The sequence below is a fragment of the Candidatus Neomarinimicrobiota bacterium genome (assembly GCA_021157965.1).
Taxonomy (GTDB): Bacteria; Fidelibacterota; Fidelibacteria; order Fidelibacterales; family Fidelibacteraceae; genus Fidelibacter.
On the sequence record JAGGVO010000039.1, the window covers coordinates 1 to 18,730 of the forward strand.

The 18,730-nt window shown below is 47.1% G+C and carries 10 protein-coding genes and 3 tRNA genes; 5 read left to right on the top strand and 8 right to left on the bottom strand.

Annotated elements, in window-relative coordinates; translation table 11 throughout:
• The first annotated feature begins 323 nt into the window (after positions 1-323).
• Positions 324-3,251 (top strand): insulinase family protein, encoded by a 2,928-nt coding sequence (locus J7K63_04940; GenBank protein MCD6234365.1) that lies wholly within the window; start codon positions 324-326, stop codon positions 3,249-3,251.
• A gap of 113 nt (positions 3,252-3,364) precedes the next feature.
• On the opposite strand, the gene J7K63_04945 is transcribed toward J7K63_04940, so the two are convergent.
• Both J7K63_04945 and J7K63_04950 read right to left on the bottom strand, forming a co-directional pair.
• Positions 3,365-5,470, bottom strand: coding sequence for a glutamine synthetase III (locus J7K63_04945; GenBank protein ID MCD6234366.1), 2,106 nt, complete (start codon positions 5,468-5,470; stop codon positions 3,365-3,367).
• 156 nt (positions 5,471-5,626) lie between these two features.
• Positions 5,627-6,088 carry an Lrp/AsnC family transcriptional regulator gene (locus J7K63_04950; GenBank protein ID MCD6234367.1) on the bottom strand — a complete coding sequence of 154 codons (462 nt, stop codon included), beginning with the start codon at positions 6,086-6,088 and terminating at the stop codon, positions 5,627-5,629.
• Between the two features lie 215 nt (positions 6,089-6,303).
• Here J7K63_04950 and J7K63_04955 point away from each other — a divergent pair.
• The 4 genes from J7K63_04955 to J7K63_04970 all read left to right on the top strand — a co-directional run bounded on the left by J7K63_04955 (position 6,304) and on the right by J7K63_04970 (position 8,523).
• Positions 6,304-6,374 (top strand) — tRNA-Gln (locus J7K63_04955).
• A 9-nt stretch (positions 6,375-6,383) separates the two neighbouring features.
• A tRNA-Glu gene (locus J7K63_04960) sits at positions 6,384-6,455 on the top strand.
• A gap of 11 nt (positions 6,456-6,466) precedes the next feature.
• A tRNA-Arg gene (locus J7K63_04965) sits at positions 6,467-6,540 on the top strand.
• A 99-nt stretch (positions 6,541-6,639) separates the two neighbouring features.
• Positions 6,640-8,523 (top strand): metallophosphoesterase, encoded by a 1,884-nt coding sequence (locus J7K63_04970; GenBank protein MCD6234368.1) that lies wholly within the window; start codon positions 6,640-6,642, stop codon positions 8,521-8,523.
• A 165-nt stretch (positions 8,524-8,688) separates the two neighbouring features.
• Here J7K63_04970 and J7K63_04975 read toward each other — a convergent pair whose 3' ends face one another.
• The 6 genes from J7K63_04975 to J7K63_05000 all read right to left on the bottom strand — a co-directional run bounded on the left by J7K63_04975 (position 8,689) and on the right by J7K63_05000 (position 18,724).
• Positions 8,689-8,937 (bottom strand): hypothetical protein, encoded by a 249-nt coding sequence (locus J7K63_04975; protein MCD6234369.1) that lies wholly within the window; start codon positions 8,935-8,937, stop codon positions 8,689-8,691.
• A complete protein-coding gene (hydG, locus tag J7K63_04980; GenBank protein ID MCD6234370.1) occupies positions 8,924-10,444 on the bottom strand; it encodes a [FeFe] hydrogenase H-cluster radical SAM maturase HydG in 1,521 nt (506 codons plus the stop codon). Before hydG ends, J7K63_04975 begins: the two co-directional genes overlap by 14 nt.
• A gap of 8 nt (positions 10,445-10,452) precedes the next feature.
• Positions 10,453-10,707: an iron-only hydrogenase system regulator gene (locus tag J7K63_04985; GenBank protein MCD6234371.1), complete on the bottom strand. Its 255-nt coding sequence runs from the start codon at positions 10,705-10,707 to the stop codon at positions 10,453-10,455.
• A gap of 165 nt (positions 10,708-10,872) precedes the next feature.
• The gene (locus tag J7K63_04990) at positions 10,873-17,055 is read right to left on the bottom strand and encodes a UvrD-helicase domain-containing protein (protein ID MCD6234372.1); all 6,183 of its coding nucleotides are present in this window, start codon (positions 17,053-17,055) and stop codon (positions 10,873-10,875) included.
• Between the two features lie 15 nt (positions 17,056-17,070).
• Positions 17,071-18,036, bottom strand: a complete 966-nt coding sequence (locus J7K63_04995; protein MCD6234373.1) for a response regulator — start codon at positions 18,034-18,036, stop codon at positions 17,071-17,073.
• Positions 18,037-18,154: 118 nt separating this feature from the next.
• Positions 18,155-18,724, bottom strand: a complete 570-nt coding sequence (locus J7K63_05000) for a biotin transporter BioY (protein MCD6234374.1) — start codon at positions 18,722-18,724, stop codon at positions 18,155-18,157.
• Positions 18,725-18,730 lie beyond the last annotated feature (6 nt).

Here is an 18,730-nt window from a genome sequence, read left to right on the forward strand (position 1 = left end):
AGAAAGAAAAAAGTGTACTTTTTTACGGCATCTTATCACAATAAGGCTATATGCCGTAGATCTTACGATCTGTTTCCCCGCTTCGGCGGGGATTCTTCTTTGAACAGGTAATATTGAACGATCCTCATGATAATTAATCTATTACAGGACCTAAAAACCCTGAATTGCTGCATTATTCGACTTCTGCCACTGAGGAGAATATCAATATGCAGCTGTATCGAAATGCAACTTAAACCTCAACCTTAATTCTCAATTATCCATTCTTAATTATCCATTCATTTCGTATCTTTCCCTTTATTGAATTGAAAACAGAGGAGAAAAGCATGATGTATAAAATCGGCCGGACGTATCACGGATTTACCCTTCACACAATAGAAAAACTGCAGGATATTAACAGTACGGGATATCATTTCCGTCACGATAAAAGCGGCGCGGAGCTGGTGTACCTGGTGAATTCCGATCCCAACAAGGTGTTCAGTATCACCTTTCGCACGCCACCCTGGGATAATACGGGACTTCCCCACATTTTGGAACATTCGGTGTTATGCGGCTCCCGGAAATTTCCGGTAAAAGAACCCTTTGTGGAACTGATCAAAGGTTCTCTGAATACATTTCTCAATGCCATGACCTATCCGGACAAGACCCTCTATCCCGTGGCCAGTATGAATCCCAAAGATTTCATGAATCTGATGGATGTGTATATGGATGCCGTCCTGTATCCTCAAATAGACAATGTCCCGGAAATTTTTTACCAGGAAGGCTGGCACTATCACCTGGAAAAGCCGGAGGATCCCCTCACGATTAACGGTGTCGTCTACAACGAAATGCTGGGAGCGTTCTCCACGGCGGAGTCTGTCCTCTACCGCCGGTCCAAACAACTCCTCTTTCCCGATTCCCCCTATGCCTGGGAATCCGGCGGGGCTCCCGATGAAATTCCGTTGCTGACCTATGAAAAATTTATCCAATTTCATAAAACCTACTACCATCCCTCCAACAGCCGGATTTTTATCTATGGGGACGGGGATATGGATGCCCATCTCGCCTTTTTAAATCATGAATACCTGGATCATTTTACCGCCATCGATCCCGATTCGGAGATCCGGGTTCCCATGACTTTCACACGGATGAAGGCAATCGTGGAAACCTACTCCCTCCCTGCCGGCGAAAATCCCGAAGGGAAATCCTATCTGAGCCTCCACTACGGATGCGGACAAAATCTGAGTCCAAAAGAATCCATGGAGCGCAGCATTCTCATGCACTATCTGATGAATACGCCCGGTTCTCCCCTGAAAAACAGGCTCCGGGACGCTTCCCTGGGACAGGATGTCTTCGGCTCTTACGAATCGGATATGCTGTCTCCCTACATGTCCCTGATTGTTAAAAACAGTTCTCCGGACAAAGAAGAGGAATTTGAAAAGATCGTACGGGAAACGCTGGAAGAACTCCGGGATGGCGGATTGGACCGCAGGCAGTTGGAAGCATCCCTGAATATTACCGAATTCAAAACCCGGGAAGGGGATTTCGGGTCCATGCCCACGGGACTCATTTATAACCAGGTGATGATGAACAGTTGGTTATACGGCGGAAATCCTTTTGAATATCTGAAATTTGATGCCGCGTTTAAGGAAATCCGTGAAAGTTTAAAAACGAATCGCTTCCATCAACTGATCGATGAGATTTTCCTGAACAACCCCCATACGTTGAAACTGCGCCTGGATCCGGAGCCGGGGCTCTCGGAACGGAAGATTCGGGCCTTGTCTGAATCTCTGCAGAAAACGAAAGAGTCCATGGATCCGGATGAACTGAAATCCGTTGTGGAAAACACCCAAAATCTGATACGAAGACAAAACACGCCTGATTCACCGGAAGCTTTGGCCACTATTCCAAACCTTAGCCGGAAAGATATCCAGAAAAAAGCGAGGACCTTTCCGGTGGAGGAAATCTCCTGGGACGGGGGAAAAATCCTCACCCATCCGGCAGAATCCAAGGGAATTCAGTATGCACACTTTTATTTTGATCTCTCTGCCGTACCGGAGGACCTGCTTCCTGTAGCAGGACTTCTTCCTGATTTGCTGGGACAACTCTCCACGGAAAAACGGAATTACACAGACCTGTCTAACGACCTGCTTTTTTATACCGGCGGATTTTCGGTTCAGACAAATGCTTTTCTGCCGGTTAATAAACCTGATGCCTTCCTGCCGAAGCTCACGGTGAGTCTGCGATACCTGTCCACCTTTACAGATAAAGCCCTGGATCTTGCCGGGGAAATTCTCACACAAACCCGTTTTGATGAAAAGAAACGGATACACGACCTGATCCGGGAAATACGCTCCGAAACCGAAATCAACCTGGTAAACAACGGTCACAGTTTTGCGGCGGGGCAGGTGAACTCCGTACTAAAGCATTTCGGAAAATTTGAAGAAATCACCAACGGATATGATTTCTATACCTGGATAGCCGATCTGGATACGCATTTTGAGGAACGGTACGATGCCCTGAAACAGAACCTTGAAGAGTTGATGAAAAACATTTTCCGGAAAGAGACAATGATTCCGGCCCTTACAAGCGAAAAAGAGGATATAAAAATCTTTACAAAGCACTTAAAATCCTTTGAATCCCGGTTGTATTCAGGATTTCTGCCGACTCAGACATGGGAGCTGCCCCTTAATCCGCCGAACCGGGGTTTTTACACGCCGGGCGATGTGAATTATGTGGTTTTCGGGACCTATTTACCGGAGAATATCCTGCAGTTCAATGGAAAATATTATGTGTTGAAACATATCCTTTCCCTGGATTACCTGTGGAACCGTGTCCGGGTTCAGGGCGGGGCATACGGAGCGTTTTGCGCCTTTTCACGGAACGGACGGGTCCTGTTCAGTTCCTACCGGGATCCCAAACTCCGGAAAACTCTGGAAACATACCGGATGATTCCCGATTACCTTTCCCGTTTTGATGCAGATGATCAGTTTATGACAAACATTATCATCGGAACAATCGCTCGTCAGGACACACCCATGAGTATCTCCCAGGAAGGGGCTACGGCCTTTTCACGGTATCTGACCGGACTAAAAGATGACATGATTCAGTCTGAACGGGAAGAAATCCTCTCCTGCACCGCCGAAGATATCCGGAAATTTGCCGATATCCTCAAAATTGCCGTTACACAGGGCATACATTGCACATTCGGCAATGAAAAAGCAGTGAAGGAAGAGGAAGAATTATTTTCTGAGATAAGATATGCTTTGAAGTGACAAGTGACGCGATCTTTGCCCTTCTCTTCTCTCTCCGGACTGAAATCCGGGGTCGGGGGTCTCTGCGGAACGAATAACTCAAAACTCCAACTCAGCACTCACCACTCACCACTCTACACTCTATAAAGGATTTCTCCATAGACCGGAAACGGCCATTTCTCTTTCGGTGTATGGCATTCCAACCAGTCTCCTTCATCCCGGAGTGCATTCATCATGGCTCGTAAAGAATCCCGCATGGTCAGGCATTCTTTAAAATTTTCCGGGTTGCAGACTTGATATTGGGATGCTGCCGATTCAAGGGATTTAAGATTTTTCATAAAGGCGAGGACGTGCCGGCGGTAGTTTTCCAAGTAGTCTTTTTCACTGCTGTGTGGAATGCCTGTATCACTTTGAATTTTAACAAGTTCCAGAAGCTCTTTTTGATAGAGAAGAACAGCCGGCAGAATCCCGGTCTGAGCCATACGGATCATGGTATTAACTTCGATCCGCAGTTGTTTCATATAGGTATCAATATAAATTTCAGTCCGCGCTTTGAGTTCTGACAGGTTAAAAACCTTCTGCCGTTGAAACAGCGCAACATTTTTTTCCGACAGAAGTTCCGGGTAGACATCCAGAGAAGAAGGATATTCAGGGAGTCCCCGTTTTTTCGCCTCATGTCGCCATTCATCAGCATATCCATTTCCGTTAAAAACAACCCTTTTATGCCTGGAATACGTTTCCCTGACCATGTCCTGAGCTTCTTTCAGAGGATTTTTTGAGGATTCAAGACGTGTTGCGAATTCATCCAGCACATCAGCCACTATCGTATTCAGCATTATATTGGGGCGGGCCACGGAAGCCAGGGATGAGACCATCCGGAATTCAAATTTATTCCCCGTAAAGGCAAAGGGGGATGTCCGGTTCCGGTCCGTATTATCCCTCAGGACAGGTGGGAGGGTATTTACACCTCCGCTGAGGGTTTTTGTAAATTTTTTCGTACTGTCCGCACCTTTTTCCAGATTTTCCAGGAGATGGGTCAGAAAATCCCCCAGGAAGACGGAAATAATTGCCGGAGGAGCCTCATGTTGTCCCAGTCTTTCATCATTATCCGGTGTGGAAGCACCCAGGCGAAGTACATCGGCATGACTATCCACAGCCTTCAGGATAGCCGTAAGAAAGACGAGAAAACGGAGTTTTTCTTCCGGTGTAAAACCCGGTTCCAGCAAGTTGACACCCTGATCGGTCACTATGGACCAGTTATTGTGTTTTCCCGATCCGTTGATGCCTTTAAAAGGTTTCGCGTGGAGCAGACAGACCAGGTCATTCCGCTCGGCAATTTTACTGATAGTATCCATGACAAGCTGATTATGGTCCGTTGCAACATTGCAGTTATTGTGAATGAGCGCCAGTTCATATTGTCCCGGTGCCACTTCATGGTGTTTGGTCTTGGCACTGATGCCCAGTTTCCAGAGTTCCACGTCCACCTGCCGCATGAAATCGGTAATCCGTTCCTTCATACTGCCAAAATAGTGATCCTCCATCTCCTGTCCCTTGGGCGGCGGCGCACCGAAAAGGGTGCGTCCTGTAAACTGCAAGTCGGCCCGCTGGTTATATAATGTTTTATCAATAAGAAAATACTCCTGTTCGGCACCGACAGATGCATGAACCCGTTCTGTATGGGTGTCACCGAAAATCCTGAGAATCCTGAGTGATTGTTCCGACAAAGCCTGCATGGACCTGAGCAGGGGTGTTTTTTTATCCAGTGCTTCTCCGTGGTATGAGTAAAATGCCGTGGGAATATAGAGTGTCACACCGGTCAGATCCTCCCGGAGAAACGCCGGTGATGTGGCATCCCACACGGAATAGCCCCGGGCTTCAAAGGTAGACCGGATTCCGCCTGACGGAAAGGAAGAGGCATCCGGTTCACCCTGAACGAGTTCCTTTCCGGAGAATTCCATGACAATCCGTCCCGGCCCTGCATTTTCTATAAACGACTCATGCTTTTCGGCCGTGATTCCGTTCATCGGTTGAAACCAGTGTGTATAGTGGGTTGCGCCTTTTTCCAATGCCCACTCCTTCATGGCATTTGCCACATGGTCCGCAATATCACGGTCCAAAGGACGTCCTTTTTCGATGGTATCCTTTAACTTCAGGTAGATATGCTCCGGCAGGCGCTGTTGCATCACCTCGTCACTGAAGACATTGGATGCAAAAATCTCCGTAACCGGTTGGGATGATATGGGTTTGGTGTTCATTTGAGTCCTTTATTTTAAAAATTGGAAGTTAGCATCGCTGTGCTCCAATGCTATCTCGCTACCCGAACCTCGTGCCTCGTATCCTCTGGATTGAAGTCCGGGACTATCCATCGTCCAATCAACTTATCGTCCCTCTCTCCCTTATTTCTCCAATTCCGTCTCATCAGGCTCAGTAAAGGTGTTTTCCTTGAAGGTACTGAGCACCACATGGGTCTCGGTCCCTTTGACACCCGGCCAACATTGGATTTTGCTTAAGAGTTTTTCGAGGGAGTTGGTATTTTTGGTGCGAACTTTAATGAGATGGGAACCTCCGCCGGTGATGGAGTGACATTCCTGAATGGCCGGTTCCTGGCGCGCATAATCAATGAGATCCCGGTAGTGAATCGCAACACTTTCTATCATGATGAATGCTGTGATATCTTTGTTCAATAGTTTTGCATCCACAACGGCATGGAAGCCCCGGATGATTCCCCGTTCTTTAAGCTTAATAATCCTGTCCCGAACCGCGGGAACAGTCAATCCGGTCTTTTCCGCCAGTTCGTGATACGTAATCCTGCCGTTTTCCTGAAGAGCCCGCAAGAGTATCTTATCTGTCTGATCCATATTCCCTCCAGATTTTATCAAAAATTATAATATATCAGGCAAAATGCAAATTTATTTTAAATTTTTCAGATATTCTTCTCATTTATTTTATTTATTAAAGTGCCTCATCAAATAATGGAGTTCCGAAAAGATAGAAATAACAGGCGGACAGACTGAAATTATCCATTGCAGTTTTTTCAGGAACTTATGTATATTTGCAAGCTTTGTTGAGATAGTGGGTTGTCGTCCAATGGCAGGACATGCGGCTCTGGACCGTAGAATCGGGGTTCGAATCCCTGCAACCCAGCACGGATATGGCGCGTTCGTCTAGCGGTTAGGACGCTGGCCTCTCACGTCGGTAACACGGGTTCGAGTCCCGTACGCGCTACGCGTTCACATGCGCCCTTAGCTCAATTGGATAGAGCGTCTGGCTACGGACCAGAAGGTTGGGGGTTCGACTCCTCCAGGGCGTACATAGAAGACCGGCGAAGCTCCGGTCTTTTTTGTTTCCTGTCTTTTTTTTTGTACCTTTCTTGAACTTTCAAGCTAAAGGAGAAAACAAGGAGAAAACAATGATCCGAAAAGCCGTATTCGTATTCCTCTTCATACCCCTGTTTCTGATGGGAGAAAATCTTCATGGACATTTGCCGAAGTTACCCGGTACTCCTGTATCTGGAAGAACTCATCGGATTGTGACTGATGGCCCGGAGATTGATATCGTCCGGAATGACGAAGACGGCCGTTTGGCCCGCATACGCTTTACAACCCTCATCCCGTCCCCGGCTGTCCGGGTGTATTACGGCATTATCATCCCGGATGATCTGCTCCAGGCTCCCCGTTACCGGTGGTCGGCAACAGAAAAAAGCGATACAATATCCACACAGCATACCGTATATCTGAACCTTGAGAATCTCTTTTCAAAATATGCGGATATTGACAGTATCTTCAGAAAACACGATGGCGGTGTTGTTGTCTACCGTCTGGAAATCCGCAATCCCGGGACTGCCAGTGCACATTATTATGACAACCGGTTCCGTTTTAAGGGAAACGAGCGCATTGCATGCATTTCAGAAGGCCCCTTTATTGATCTGGTGAAAACGAACAGTGCTGTTTTCAGCTGGAAAACAGACTATCCGGCAGTTAGCGCCCTTTATGTTGACGGAAAACGATATGTGGCCAAAAGCACACCAAATACGGAACATCAGGTCCGGGTTACCGGTTTAAAAGGAACAGAGCATCGTTATGATATAGAAATCACGTACCACAATATTTCATACAGGACACCCACAAGACCTTTCAGCACACCGGATAACAACAATCATGTTCTTTTTGCCGTGATGAGTGATTCCCGGGCGGCAGCCGGCGGTGGAGCCAGTGATTACAATGCCGTCAACATTGATGCTTTATCCGCCTTATTGAATCACGCCTATTTCAGAGGAAGCGAGTTTGTGCTTTTCAGCGGGGATCTTATTGGAGGGTTCTGTAGTGATCCGGATGATTACCGAAGCCAGATGAAGTCCTGGAAAACAATCACAGCACAAACCGGATCCATGATTCCTGTTTACGAAGGAATGGGAAATCACGATGTTTCCATTGATATTTACCGAAATGAAAAGGGATACCGGTATTATCTGGACAAAAAAGGAAACGAAAATTCTGAGGCTCTTTTTGCTGAAGCCTTTGTCAATCCTGAGGATGCGTATCCGGCCCCGGAACATCCGGAAGCGCCGTCGTACCGTGAAAATGTCTACTTTTTTGACCGGGAGAATATCCGGATTATCTCCGTGAATACCAATTACTGGTACAGTTCGCGGCCGGAAGAAATTGGTGGTAATCTCATCGGTTACATCATGGATAAGCAACTGGCCTGGGTAGATAGTATTGTGGCGGACGCAGATAAAAATCCTGAAATAGATCACATCTTTTTATTTGCTCACAGTCCGGCCTTCCCAACCGGCGGCCATGTGAGTTCAGGTATGTGGTGGTCCGGCGGTGATTCCCTGAAAAACCGGTATTCCGACGGCACACCCCTTGACCGCTCCTATGTTGTAAAACGCCGGAATGAATTCTGGAAAACCATCGCTTCATCATCCAAAACCCGGGCCGTGTTTTTTGGTGACGAACACAATTATTCGCGCCTTTTGGTGGACAAGGATTTCCCCGCAAATCCCGACGGTTCTCCTGCTGATTTCAAACATCCTGTATATCAAATAATTACGGGCGGGGCCGGTGCACCCTTTTATGCAAAAGATCCTGGAACTCCCTGGCATGATCAGGTAGGTGCTTTCAGTGGACTCAAACATTATATCCTGGTTGAAACACATAAAAAGAGTGCCTGGATTTACGTGTACGCCAAATCAGGACAGCTGATTGAAAAACTTCAGATTGCACAAAACGGGAATACCATTTGCCGGGAAACGATGCGACCCGCCCCGACCCGGATTGGTCATTTCTGAAACTATATCAAAGGTCAATTCATCACCGTACCGTTTGATGGCTTCTCCGTGATGTTTTTTCATCAGGTAAAGAGTGTTATTGGGTATTTAACGCATTGTGGAATATATTTCCACCGCGCATTCCTCAGGGCCAGGGCATAATACACCCTTCCAAATCCCTTCTTATTAAAAATCATCCCCCATCAGGATTTTCAATCGAGCCAGGACTTCATCTTTCACCGTTTCAGGGAGTTCATCAGCAATCAATCCGTAATGTTCATTGATTTGAAAACGGACTCCGGCATAGAGATTATTTCCTGTCCCGGCGATATAGGACCAGCGCCTGCCGAAAATCTCACAAACCGCGAGGGAGATGCCATAGGTTTCATGTATCTCCCGGCATATTTCATTCAGTTTTTTTTCAGATATAGACATCCCGTTCTCCGGCCGAGATACGCTTGTAATAGTTTTCAAAATTCTCCAGGAGTTTTCCCTGTTTGAAAAAAGGAATTGTCCGGATTTCCGTCATCTCTTTTTCCAGGAGTTTTTCACCGACGGCTTTTGTTTCCGGTGATGCGTAATCTTCAAGATATTCTTTAAATGTGAGAACGGCATTCAACTTACAAAATTTCCCTTCGGTACAGCTTTTCAACAGGCCCATAATTTTGTCGCCGGTCCGTCCGCAGCGGTACCCTGCCGTACAGAAACTGGTTATCATACCCATTTCCGCCAATTCACGGACCACATCATCCAGGCGCCGGGTATCACCAAGCATAAACTGCTGAGCGTTTTTGTCCTGATCTCCCTTCTGCACATTTTTCAGAATTTTCAGGGCTTCCGTATAGCCGCCGATCCCGATTTTTGTAGAGGCATCGGTTTGGGTGCAACCTACTTTAATCACCTCCCGGCGGAGTTCCGCCCGTTCACGGGCCGTGATGATAAGTCCTGTATAGGGGACGGAAAGCCGTAAAATCGTGACCAGTTTTTTGAAGGTGTCATCATCCACCTTCCAGGGGGAATGGGTGGTCAGCCATGATCCGCTGGCCGGGGTCATACGGGGGAAACTGATGGTGTGGGGACCGATACCGAACTGTTGTTCCAGATCCATGGTATGATAAAGGAGTCCCATGACTTCAAAACGCCAGTCGTACAGTCCAAACAGCGCCCCGGCGGCCACATCGTCAATTCCGGAATCCATGGCCCTGTGCAGGGCATACAAACGCCAGCGGTAATTTGCCTTTAAACCTTTCGGATGAACCTGTGCATAGGTTTTTTTATGATATGTCTCCTGAAATACCTGATATGTGCCAATCCCCGCTTCCCATAGTTTTTTCAAATTCCCGATGCTCATGGGGGCGGCATTGACATTCACACGGCGGATTTCACCGTAACCGCTCCGGGCCGGGACTTTCACTTTATAGATATTTTTAATGGCATCGGCCATATAATCTGCGTCAGACAGGGGATGTTCGCCAAACACAACAATCATCCGTTTGTGTCCCTCAGAAACCACAGCCCGTGTTTCATCCCGGACCTCATCCATGTTCAGAATACGGCGCTTTTCCCGGGTATTATCCGTCCTGAAACCGCAATACACACAACTGTTCACACACAAATTGCTGCAGTAAAGAGGGGCAAAAAAGACAATCCGGTTATCATAAACCTTCCGCTTAACTTCCAGTCCGGTGGCATACATCTCTTCCAACAAACCGGGATCTTTTACATGAATGAGCGCTGCCGTTTCTTCGGGCTCCAGACGTTCAACAGCCAGTGATTTCTGCAGGATTTCCCGGATTTTTGCCGGATCAGGATTACTACCCTCTTCCAGCTTTTTCAGAATTTTCCCTTCGTCAATGAAATCTTTCCCATTGATCAGGTATTTGTCAATTTCTTCCTGTCTGATAACCTGATCCATCCAGGCAGCAGTAGATTGTACGGCCATATCAACTCCTATAATTTTAAAGTGGATACTTTAACATTGATGGATTCCAACTGTCCCAAACGCCCGGACAAGGCACCAACCTCATCGCCTGTCATCTTTAAAATCAGAAAAATAATGGCGGCGTTTTCGTTTTCAATAGGATATCCTACCCGGAGAAGGATGGCATCGGCAAAATCATGCAATAATTCACCAACCTTCCGGTATACCCTGTCCCTGTCATAAACCGTGATACTTAATGTGTGGTATCGCTGTTGTGTATCCATTTGCGGCTCCCGTCGTTTGTCCATCAGAAGACGAGATACCGCACCCTGCAGCACGACAGTCCCGATCCCCTGACGGCAGATGAACTCCCCCATCTCAGGATGGCGGTTCAATATAAATAAAGACTCAGATAAAAGTCAACAGAATATCGTGAAATTTTTCTTTATTTAATCTGTGTCCTCTTTCCTGCACAGATAGGCAAATTCACAATGGGTACATGCTTTGGAAAAACGGTCCCGGGTTGTGTGTGGAAATGTCCCGCTTTTTAAATGTTCAACAGCCTCTTTAAACCAGCCGGTGATTTTTTCAGTCCATTCGTCGGTTTCGATATTGAGGGGATTTGAAGCCGGAACGAATAATCCCTTTTTTCCCGTATCCCCGATTTCTTTGGACATGTTGTATGCCTGATGGTTTTTGGGGATACTCTCGTAGACAAAAACAGTCCGGTATCCGGGAAATGCTTCTTTCACTTTCAGATAATAGACCAGCGGTTGAATATTGAAACCGGCGGTAACATTATTTACCGAATAGGATGAACCGGTTTTATAATCTGAGATCAGGATTTGCTTTTTTTTATGATCCACAAAGACTTTATCAATCTTCCCTTTGAGTTCCAATTCTGCAAATTCCTTATGTTTCAAAAGAGGCCAGCACATACCATCAGATTTGGATTTTTCATCATCAAATTTTTGTTCAAAAAAGCTGTCAAGATCATCAAAAGCACGGAGAATTTCCAGATTCTTCCGGACAAGATCGGCCATTTTTCCTTTCGGGGGATTTTCATCAAGACCCCGAATCAGAAAGCGAAAGCGTTGTTTGGCCCAGATATCCGTTTCCGTGTTATGATCCCGCTTTTTCAGTTCCTCATTCACCACCTGTTTCATGAGAGAGAGGGCTTTTGGTTCCGGGAGTGTAAATCCCCCTTCCTCACCGAAACGATGGAGGATAGCGTGAACAAATCCGCCCACTTCCATATTTTCCTTCCCCTGTTTATCGGCATCGGTTTGCCGGAGTTTGAGGATTGCACTGAACCAGTACCGCATGGGACACACAATTAAATGTTCCACCTGAGTGGCCGATGTCCTGTAGGGTAAATCAACCGGCCTTGCCAATCCGTGATAGGGTCCCGGCAATGCGTTCGAAGCCTTATCCGGGGAAGTTTGCCTTTTCATCCATTCATTATGTCGACGGATGGCAGGCAGTTCCGGAGAGGGGTGAATCACGGCTGAGAAAAAATTGCGGTAAAATGAGCGCCGGCCGGGATACACACTGATATCTGCCGGAGGCGGAACCTGTTCAAAGGCTTCCAGCAGTGCGGAAGGTTCCGTTGTCGCACTGTTGGATAGTGTTTTCGAAGCCAGAAAGCGGACCTGTTTCAGTCGACACCAATGACTGAGCATGCGCCTGTTCAGATACCAGGGATTGTAAGGTGCTTCACTGAAAAAGGGATTGCGAAGCATCCGAACCGGAAAATCGGTCTGATTCAATCCCAACAACCACAGACAATCAGGTTCCAGATTCATGGTATCCAAAAAACCGGTGACGGGAATACCCTGTGTCCAATCCCTTCGGGGGATTTCCTCACGGTTGATCCATTCCCTGAGGAGTATCAGTCCCTCCTGTTTCATCTCCCTATCATCCACACCCACCAACTGCAGCGATGGAATGGTTTTTCGGATCAGGCGGGCCAATGTATCCCTGACCTTTTGATTAAAAACCCCTTCCCGGCCGGAAGATGCATTGCCCGGTATCTCATCCAACGTATGTTTCAGGTAATCGAGACAGCGGGAGATACTCTTCAAAGATGCCATATCCTCCAGGAGGCGATTCACATACCGGTCATAGATTCCACGGAAAAACTCATGCCTTTGATTCCCCTTTCTCTCCAGAAACAGTTTGATGGCATCCGGTGATTCCAGGGCATTCTGCCGGAGATACACATCCAGATCGTAGAGGTATGGGGGAGCCTGGACTATCGGATCCAGAAGGACACCGGCGATTATAATCCACTCTGCCTGGTGGATATTCTCCATCAGTGTCATCAGATTCAGGAAGAAGTTCCCCAAAGGTGTTTGTTTCAGGGGTATCCGTGTGGAAAAGGAGACGGGAATGCCATATTCACCGGCAATCCGCCGAATCAGGGGTTCATATTCGGACGGATTGGAAACAGCAATGTGGCAGGATTGAAGATTGACAGGTTCACGGGCGACGATTTCCCGGAAAACCAACCGGACTTCATCTTCTGACCGGTTACACACCACAACTTTATGACCCCTGCCATCGAGTTCACCCAGCTTTTTCCATGCATGGATATCGGGGATATCCCGGGAACCGGGCATTCTGAACCGGCGGGCATCCCGGGCAATCGTTTCCATCAGACTATGACGTAAAGGGGATGGCTGATACCATCCTGTAAGGTAAACATCCATTCCTTTGAAAGGATGCTTCTCTTTTAAATAATTCAGAATATCTCCGTCCGTTGTCAAATCTCGTTCACGGATTGCCTGAAAAGCCGATTGAATCAGGGATTCGCTTACCGCATCCCCTGTCAGTCCGTAAAGTTCCGCCTGACTCAGGGCTTCTGACAGTTTCCGGGCAGTACCGGGCATTGGGGATATTTCCTGCTGTTCTTTCAGGATATGACGGCATAGAAGCATCCTCACACCCGGATCAAGTCCTTTACCGGGGACATTCCGAACGCGCTGTAGATCCTGCCAGGAAAGAATACGGATTTCAGGTGAAGCCTTTTTCCGCCAGACAAGATTTTTCCGGATTTCTTCCGCCTCTGTCTTAGTTGAACACAGGACCAGCGTGGGGTGTCCATCCAGGAATTCCACCAAATCATCCATGATGGCTGCATCGGCTTTCCCCTTTTCGGGTGCCGGAACGACGGGACTTCCATCAGGTGAGAGACGATTTAATACACCGGGATCCCGCCTGACAGTTTCCACATGGTTTTGTGACACAAACCATATCAAGCCTTTTGGGGTGATGCCAAATGCCTGAAACAGCATCTCCTGATAAAGATTCATTTGTACTCTGTATTGTGAAAGTCCATTCAGATCACGGTCTGTTTTGTAATCCAAAATTGTCCAGGACTCTCCGGTCCGGTAGAGCAGATCCACCACACCCCGGAGGAGAAACCGTTCTTTTTCCGTTTCATAAACAGCAGAAACGGGCAATTCAAAAAAAGCATCTCCTGGCTGAAGCCGGTTGATTTCCTGAAAGAGGGGATTGGATATCAGCCTGGACAAATCTTTATTCAGCCGCTGTAAAGCCTCCGGGGAGGAGAGTGAAGAAAAATCGGTAATATTGTCTTTCAGCCATTTTTCAGCCGAATCGGGAGCATTCCACCACTGTTCTTCCATGACTTTGTGGAAAAATACTCCGTACTGACGATTCATCTCCGAATCTCCCCTTTGTCCTTCCCTCCTGTTATCGCCAACAGTCATCTGTTCCATGATATCATGAGGAGTTACTATGCAGAGGGGTTTCCAGCGCCTTTTGACAGCCGGAGGTAAAACCCAGGCTTTTTCGACGGTTTTTGCAGCAGGAAGACATGTCAGGGCATCATCCCAGGTGCGATTCAAGAGACTCATGCCACTTATAGGATCATCCGTATTTCTCCAGTCCGGACCGGCAGGATTTGAGGGATTATCCACCAGCAAACCCCGGGCGATATAGCGTTGCCAGGGTGTATTTTGAGACGGTTTACGGTTTGAGTCGGTAAATTCGGCCAGAAAGGCCACATGGAACATAGCCCGGGTGACCGCCACATAAAAAACACGGAGTTCTTCTGCTTCTTCCCGGGCTTTTTGTCCGTTGTGGATAGAACGAAAAACCCCGGAACGGAGATTTTCATCACCCTCGTCTAAAATATTAATGGCAACATCCGTATCATCTTGCCTGGCAGCATGTGTAACATGAATTTTATCGCTTTTCTCTTTCCGATTCATATCCCCAAGAATAACCATGGGGAATTCCAGTCCCTTTGCCTTGTGAATGGTCATAAGGCAAACACGGGCTTCTCCTTCAGGACCTGCCTCCTCCCGACTGCTTTTACGGTCTCTCTGGGATATAAACCAGGCCAGGGATTCCCGCAGAGACATCCCGTTGAGCATCATGCCCCGCAAAAGATGGATGGTCAAATCCAGATTGGCCAGGTAACGTTCTCCTTCCTCATCGCTAAGACAGGCCAGTTCCCGTTCCTGTTCCGCCAGGATATCCTCCATCAAATCCGGCAGAAAAAGGGTTCTGCTGCGATTCAGCCAGTCCTGCAAAACATCTTTTATAGTTTGAAGAGATGCATTTCGCTGAATAAAAGACCAGATTGATTCGTGCTCATTCCTGTCCCGGAAAGCATCCACCTGTTCATCGGTGAGCATAAGCCAGGGACTCCGTCCGAGGGCTGTTAAAGCCAAATCATCATGGGGATTGGCGAAAAAAGCCAGAAGATAGCAAAAATCAAAGATTTCCTGACGTTGAAAAAAACCGTTTCCGGCCACAATTTCCAGGGGGATATTGAAACGTTTAAAAATGGCCGCAAAAGCTCCAACGCGGGTAAAGGAGCGGAGAAGGATACCAAGCACCGGACCCTTCGTGTGGATATTTGTCTCCTTAAGCTTCTCTTCCATTTTTTCATCATCCCACCATGTCAGCATCTCCCGGGCTGTGAGGGCTGCATTAACGGCACAGGCCCTTTCCATATCATTTGACGGAACCTGTGTAATCGTGCGGACCAATACGGGAAATTTGGGGACCTGATCCACTTCAGGAGGAAAGATACCGGCAGGCCGGGTAGGTGTAAACACCGCCTGCCATGGGGATTCTTCATCAGGAAAAAGCTTTGGGAAAAGAGTATTCACCACTTTATCAATAAAACGCCCTGTGGACCGGTAATTGTTACTGAGTATAATTTCGGCCGGTTCTACAGAGGCTTTTGCCAGGTCATCCTTCGCTTGTTTCATCACGGTAACATCGGCCTGCTGGAAACCATAAATGGACTGTTTTTTATCCCCCACAATAAAGAGTCCGGAAGGACGCAGGGTTCCCTCTTCATCGGAGGCAATCATCCGGATAATATCCCAGCGGGGATCGTTGGTATCCTGGAACTCATCCACCATAATATGAACATACCGGCCGGACAGACTTTTCCGGATGCTTTCGTGTTTTTTAAGGAGGGCTTGTGTTTTGAGAATTACATCATCAAAGGTCAGATAACCCATGCGGGCCTGAAATCCATCCATGTGTTTCTGAAAGTCAACAAAGAGCTTGTACATGGCAATGAGAACCTGAAGACCCATCCGGTCCAGATTGTTCGGTGCTTCACACACCTGCGCCGCTTCCAACCTCAGGGAGACCGTTATTTCTTTCAGGCTGTTTTTAACATCATCGAGAACCTTCGGGCATTTCCAGTTCACTTTGTTGCCGTGATACCGGGACAAGAATTTGTCCTTTTTCTTCGTCATAAGCAGAGGCAACACAGATACACACAGTATTCTCCGGAGTTCGGTGTCGGATATACCGGATGGAATGGCATCGAGAGCACTTTGAAGATTACGTAGCAACCGGCGAGCCGCATCCGATTCATCATAGACAGGACTATCCAATGCTTTAATCACCTGATGGAGTTCACGGAGGATATATTCTTCGTCAAAATCGGGAGTATAGGCCTGAACCCAGTCATGCCACATCTCTTCTTTCAGCTGTTCTGTCGGTTTGCTGCCCATCTTTTGCAGCCAATCCTGAAGGAAAAGGCGGTGGTTATAAAGATACTCCATAACCTGTTTCACCTGATCCACTGTTATCACATCGAAGACAATCGAGAGATCGGAATCGGATTGGGAGGCTTTTTTTCGCAGGAAACGGTCCAGTTCCTTTTCAAAGAAAAGAGTACTCAGAACCTCCTCTTCCACCTTAAAATCAGGATCCAGACCGGCGGTGAATGCGTAATCTTTCAGGACCTGCATACAAAAGCTGTCAATGGTGGAAATTGCGTGCCGGGAGAAGGCGCCTTCCAGCCAAAGTCTATACTCCGGGGTAGTCCGGCGCAAGTATTGACCCAGTTCGGGAAGGTTAGCATCTATGGACCTGCCTGCCAGGAGCATCTTCAGGTCCCTGAAGATTTTCACCGTCATTTCATTGGCTGCTTTCCGGGTAAAGGTGATGACCAGGATATTGGACGGATCGTAACGGGGCGCCCCGGGATTTTCGAGGACCTGGCGTGCAAAATCATCCAAAATGGCACAATAGCGCTTTGTGAGGGTATAAGTTTTACCTGTCCCTGCACTGGCCTCAATGAATAAATTCCTGTCCATAAACATTGCTTTTTGCAATTCACTTTGAATCATATATCATCCTGAAGTTTAGAAATTGGCAAGAAACGTGGCCAGATTCACATATTTTCCAATGCCCAGTTTTTTCCGGAGACGGTACCGGGCAATTTCAACACTTTTTACAGAACGGAGAGTGAGATTGGAAATATCCTTTGTTGTGAAATTAAGCTTAATCAGTTCACACAGGCGGATTTCATTGGGGGTCAGATTGGGAAAATTTTTTAACAGGCGCTCATTGAAACCGTGGTAAATATCACTGAAGCGGATTTCGAACTCATCGAGGGTATGTTCTTCAAAATGGTTTTGCAGATCCCGGATTATCTTTACAATTTCCGGATTTATCACCTTTTTTTCCTTATCTCTCTTTTCCAGGAGAGATTTGGTAAGCTTTTTCAATAACTGGTCTTTTTGATACAGTTTCAGGGTTTTAGTCATGATTTGCTGATTTTTCAGCTTTAGTTCTTTATTCAGTGCGACCAATTCTTCATTTTGCCTGACCAGAGAGGATTCCACTGTTTTCCGCCGTTCAATTTCACGCTGCAGGTCATAGGTTTTTTCATTTACCATTTCTTCCAGGCGTTTTTGATACCGGAGCAATTGCTTATCTGTCTCGATTTTACGAAAAGCCATATTCAGGGTAATCTGGAGTTGTTTCGGATCAAAGGGTTTGATGATATACCCCAGTGGAGCCGTACTTTTGGCCCGTTTCAGCTTTGTTTCGTCGGAATGTCCGGTAATATAGATAATAGGAATATGTATCCGCCGGTTGATTTCCCGGGCCAGTCCGATACCATCCATAGAACCGTTGAGAACGATATCCATGAGGATAAGATCGGGTGGCCCGGAGGAGAAACATGTCAGAGCCTCATCGGCATTTCCAAAGGGACCCACAACCTGGTAACCATATTGTTCGACCAGTTTTTTCAGTGTCATGCTGATTATTGCCGAATCTTCAACAATACCGATTTTAAAAGGTTCAACAGTTGTGGAAATCATGATTAACCTGTGTTTACGTTTCGATGAAAACCTAAACATTTATAAAACTAAAGGGAAGAAAATTGTATAAAAAAAAGCCCGCGATTACACGGGCTTTCAGATTACTTAAGAAATCCCTTCAGATATCCCTGGTATGGGATACCCGGCTGATGATTCCGGCCAGAATGACCGATTTGAACACGGCACCGGGAACGAAGGGAACGATACCCTGCATAATAGCCGGTTCCCAGGTAACAAAGCGGCTGAGCCACAGGGCGCCTAAGAACAGAATCGCCGCATGGGTTATAAAACCGGCGACACACACATTCAGGAAGCGGCGTTCCAGAGACCATTCAAGCCAGCGTCCGAAGAGAAAGCCAACAGGGAGAAAAGCCAGCAAGTATCCTCCTGTAGGTCCCGTCAGATGGTAAAAACCCCCGGCTCCCATAGCAAAGACAGGCAGACCTGCCAGTCCTTCGGACAGATACAAGAGAACGCTCAGGGTTCCTCTTTTTGAACCTAATAGTGCCATCACAATGAGGACAGCCAGAGTCTGAAGGGTCACGGGAACCATGGAAAAGGGTACGGGAACAGCTACCCGGGCGCTCAGAGCAATAAAAAGCGATCCGACGGCAACCAGAGCAAGATTCATGGTGTAGGTTTTAAATCCCTGCTGAACGGTTCGTAACTGATTTGCTTTAATATGCACTGTTAC

What these genes read in the sequence shown, in the direction of transcription:
- J7K63_04950 (MCD6234367.1), bottom strand. Translation starts at nt 6,088, where the DNA reads ATGGATCAGACAGATAAGATACTCTTGCGGGCTCTTCAGGAAAACGGC.
- J7K63_04975 (MCD6234369.1), bottom strand. Translation starts at nt 8,937, where the DNA reads ATGTCTATATCTGAAAAAAAACTGAATGAAATATGCCGGGAGATACAT.
- hydG (MCD6234370.1), bottom strand. Translation starts at nt 10,444, where the DNA reads ATGGCCGTACAATCTACTGCTGCCTGGATGGATCAGGTTATCAGACAG.
- J7K63_04970 (MCD6234368.1), top strand. Translation starts at nt 6,640, where the DNA reads ATGATCCGAAAAGCCGTATTCGTATTCCTCTTCATACCCCTGTTTCTG.
- J7K63_04940 (MCD6234365.1), top strand. Translation starts at nt 324, where the DNA reads ATGATGTATAAAATCGGCCGGACGTATCACGGATTTACCCTTCACACA.
- J7K63_04990 (MCD6234372.1), bottom strand. Translation starts at nt 17,055, where the DNA reads ATGATTCAAAGTGAATTGCAAAAAGCAATGTTTATGGACAGGAATTTA.
- J7K63_04985 (MCD6234371.1), bottom strand. Translation starts at nt 10,707, where the DNA reads ATGGATACACAACAGCGATACCACACATTAAGTATCACGGTTTATGAC.
- J7K63_04995 (MCD6234373.1), bottom strand. Translation starts at nt 18,036, where the DNA reads ATGATTTCCACAACTGTTGAACCTTTTAAAATCGGTATTGTTGAAGAT.